At 45.2% G+C, this 3,496-nt stretch carries 5 protein-coding genes and 1 pseudogene; all 6 read left to right on the top strand.

Annotation, left to right across the window (positions count from 1 at the left end; all coding sequences use genetic code 11):
• Positions 1-729, top strand: a pseudogene (locus tag C161_RS32680) (hypothetical protein); the annotation flags it as partial.
• 1 nt (position 730) lies between these two features.
• Positions 731-1,099: a head decoration protein gene (locus tag C161_RS27735; protein WP_036674328.1), complete on the top strand. Its 369-nt coding sequence runs from the start codon at positions 731-733 to the stop codon at positions 1,097-1,099.
• 15 nt (positions 1,100-1,114) lie between these two features.
• Positions 1,115-2,128, top strand: coding sequence for a major capsid protein (locus C161_RS27730; RefSeq protein ID WP_036674327.1), 1,014 nt, complete (start codon positions 1,115-1,117; stop codon positions 2,126-2,128).
• 14 nt (positions 2,129-2,142) lie between these two features.
• On the top strand, positions 2,143-2,553 hold the full coding sequence (locus C161_RS27725; RefSeq protein ID WP_036674326.1) for a hypothetical protein: 411 nt from the start codon (positions 2,143-2,145) through the stop codon (positions 2,551-2,553).
• A complete protein-coding gene (locus C161_RS27720; protein WP_235193964.1) occupies positions 2,519-2,977 on the top strand; it encodes a hypothetical protein in 459 nt (152 codons plus the stop codon). Before C161_RS27725 ends, C161_RS27720 begins: the two co-directional genes overlap by 35 nt.
• On the top strand, positions 2,977-3,496 hold a 520-nt coding region (locus C161_RS27715; protein ID WP_036674325.1), incomplete at its 3' end, for a hypothetical protein. The genes C161_RS27720 and C161_RS27715, both read left to right, overlap by 1 nt.

The following is a 3,496-nucleotide window of genomic DNA, read 5'->3' as shown; positions in this document are numbered from 1 at the left end:
TCGTCAAAGATTCAAGAAGATAATGAGGTCCAACAGCAAACTGAATATGAACCACTTCCTCTAGATGCGAAGTCGCTGGATGGCGATGGACGCGTCTTTTATTTTTTTAGCAATAAAGGCGGTATGAATGCATTTGTATCCAAACAGCACCAAACATTAGAACAGGCCAAAACAAAGGTCGAAGGAGATGACACTGTGAACGAAGAACAAAAGGCTACTTTGGCAGCATCACAAACTCAAACAATCGCGCTGACTGCTGCGAATAGTATACTCGGACAAGTCCGGGCTGCGCTGGGCGTTGAAAATGATGCGGACATTACCTCAAAGTTGGCTTCACTTAGCGCTCAGGCTGCTGATGGTGCAGTCTACAAGACAAAGGTTACGGAGCAAGCTTGCGGTGCTGGTGTACGTGCGTTGGGAGAAGCGTTTAATACGGAAACCATGAAAGCTATGCTGTCCCACTTACCAGTATCTGAGATTGAAAAAATCGGCGCGACTTACGAAGCTCAGGCTCAAGCTGCATTGGGTGGTGGTGGTCGTCATACCGAGGGTGATAACCCTGATCTTCCTGCAGGAGCTGCCAATGGAACAGCGCCAACTAACGCGCAGGCTGCTGGTCAAAAGACACCAGAACAACTCCAAACAGAGGCAAAGGAAGCGGCTAGAGCTGATGCTATAGCTGCTCTCAAAAATACAGGCAGAAGTAATCTGCTGAAGGGGGATAAGTAATATGATTGGATCTCAATACAATGGTGCACCGGGACCTGGTCAAATTCACACGCAGGAATTTGTAGAAGTTCTTGCTTCCACGGACTTACAAGCACGAATTCCCGGCGGCGTGTTGCTTGCAAAAGGAAACGGAGTGATTAAGAAAGGTACTGTCCTTGGAAGGGTAACGGCTACTAATAAATTCGTTCCCTATCTCTCTTCAGCATCCGATGGTTCGCAAGACGCGGTTTGCATTTTGGACAATGATCAGAATACTACGCTTACCGATATCGGCGCTTCAGCGTGGATTGCTGGAATTTTTACTGAATCAAAATTGACCGGCATTGATGCAGCGGCTAAAACAGCGCTGAAGCTTTGCTACTTTGTATAAGGGGGAACAACATAAATGGCAAACGTACTCGACCCGTACTTCCTTACGGAAGTAGTTCAGAACATTCGGACAGATATTAACAGTTTTCGAGGTGCTCAAATCCTGACAAATGGTGTGGATTTCAAACCAGAACTCGGGCTGACAATTAAATATGACGTTACCTACGACGATACCGGCATGACTCCACCTACTGGACTCAATGATCCCTCACCGATCCATTCCGCTCCTGTTGTGAAACAAATGGAATTCACCAACCAGGAATGGCGTGAGAAGGCAATCATCGACCGAGAAAAAATTGCTACCCTTCGTAAGCCGGGAAACAGCCTTGAACAAACATGGGGCGAAGAATACATGATTGAAAAAATGGTGAATCTCAACCAACGTCTCGAAACTCGGTTTGAATGGATGCGTTGGCAATCACTTACGGGTAGCCTTGTTGTTCCCGCAACTGCGAATAAACCTTCTCGCACAATCGATTATGGTGTTCCGGCAAATAACAAGCCTACTGCTGATGTTCTTTGGAGCAATACAACAACTGCTGATCCTTTAAAAAACTTGGATGAATGGCTTCTTAGATTCAGGGGAAGTGGCGCAAGAGGTGTTAAAATTGTAGCTAATAAAAAAGTGGACAGTTATTTGAAGCAAAACGAAAAAATCCGCGATTTGATCAAATTCACCTACGGCAAAGATATTGTTACAGATGGTTCGCTTTCAGAAATCGTCAGCCAAAACCTGAATGGTCTTCAATACGAAGTATATGATGGCGGTTATATTGACGATACAGGAACATTCTACCCATTCATCCCTGACAACGCCGTAATCATCATTGGTCAAGGCATGACAGGATCTATCATGGACCTAGTGACCAGTCCGAACAACTACGAGGACATCTTCACTGGTCACACTGGAAAATTCGCGCTGGCAAAACTGATTCAAGGCGACCCTGACCAATGGCAAGTAATCAACGGTGCAACTGTGCTGCCGCGTCTGAAATACGTCAACTGGCATATCTTTGCTACAGTGGCGTAAGGGAGGAATAACTGATGACTATCGTAAAAGTTTTGGTCGATGCTGTTGGGGATTACAACGCCGGTGATATCGTAGAAGATGCCCCTGCTGGACTTGTTGAGATTGCTAAAAGGCAAGTTCGAAATGCTGCAACGGGAAAGCTCTTAGCTGAGATTATTGAGGGCGATATAGCTTCTACACATACTGCGTCCGAACGTGAACTAAATCTTCAGGAAGAGTTGGACGAATCGAAGAAGCGCGAAGCGGAGCTTTTGGCCCAAATTGCTGAACTGCAATCCGATATTCAAAATGGTGATTTGGACGATGAGCTAAAGGAATTGAAATCTGTTGCTAAAGAAATGAAAATCACCGGCTACACAAAAATGAGCATCGAAGAATTGAAAGAGGCCATTGCCGCAACTGGCGGTGCCGCTGGTGGCGAATAAGATACTTACGACAGAAACATATCACGAAGAAATAAGAGGGCGTCTAGGCGTTAGTGAGGATGTAATATCTGACTCCGACATAGACGCTATTTCTGTTTTACCAATCGCTGAAGCGAGGATTGTAAAGCAAGTTCCAGATTACGCTGATTTGATTGGTGATGATCAAGCCTATGTATATGCAGCAGCTATTTGTATGGTTGCTGCTATACTGGCTCCATCTATGGCTGCTAGAATCAAAAAAACGATGAAAGATTTCGATTTCTCTTTCGAAAATCAGGCAGTTAATTGGGATAGACGTGCCTCACAACTCGTTGAAGAGGCAAATGAATTCATCGGCTTGATCTCTAGTTTTCAAGAGACCATGGATGCCCCATTATTTATGTTGTCTGGTCCCACTAGGGAGAAGGAAAGGCGGCGTTTCTGATGTTTAAAGATTTCGTCCATAGACACTCTCCCTGCACTGTAAATGGGGAACAGGATAAAGTCATTCTGTCCAGAGAAACAAAGGCGACTACGGTTCTCGGTAAAGAGTACATGTACAACGGCCTTTTCGCTCCTAAGTCCCCTGTATTACCTGGGGATGTCGTGCAGAATGATATGACATTATTGGTCCAAACTCTCCGTTATACTGCAACCAAAGACAAATACTGTTCCTTAATCAAAACGAACGTTACCGTGGAAGTTCAAAGGTACATGCAGGAGTTCGATTCGAATGACAATCCCAAGGGCAAACCTGAGTTTACACTCGTAGCCGGGGATATCATTGGTTTCGCTCAACATGTCTCTGCTCAGCTGAGACAAGAAGAACCTGGTCTTCTATCTACAACTTCCCTTGTTCTTCTTTTGCAGACTAGTGTTGATGTCAGGGAACCGAGTGATCCGGCATTGGTAAGTCCAGACCGCATCGTGATTGCTGGCAAGAAATATCAAGTGGATGTGGTTG

The sequence above is a fragment of the Paenibacillus sp. FSL R5-192 genome, assembly GCF_000517845.1.
GTDB lineage: Bacteria > Bacillota > Bacilli > Paenibacillales > Paenibacillaceae > Paenibacillus > Paenibacillus amylolyticus.
This window is presented reverse-complemented; position numbering and strand designations above follow the sequence as displayed.

What these genes read in the sequence shown, in the direction of transcription:
- C161_RS27725 (WP_036674326.1), top strand. Translation starts at nt 2,143, where the DNA reads ATGACTATCGTAAAAGTTTTGGTCGATGCTGTTGGGGATTACAACGCC.
- C161_RS27730 (WP_036674327.1), top strand. Translation starts at nt 1,115, where the DNA reads ATGGCAAACGTACTCGACCCGTACTTCCTTACGGAAGTAGTTCAGAAC.
- C161_RS27735 (WP_036674328.1), top strand. Translation starts at nt 731, where the DNA reads ATGATTGGATCTCAATACAATGGTGCACCGGGACCTGGTCAAATTCAC.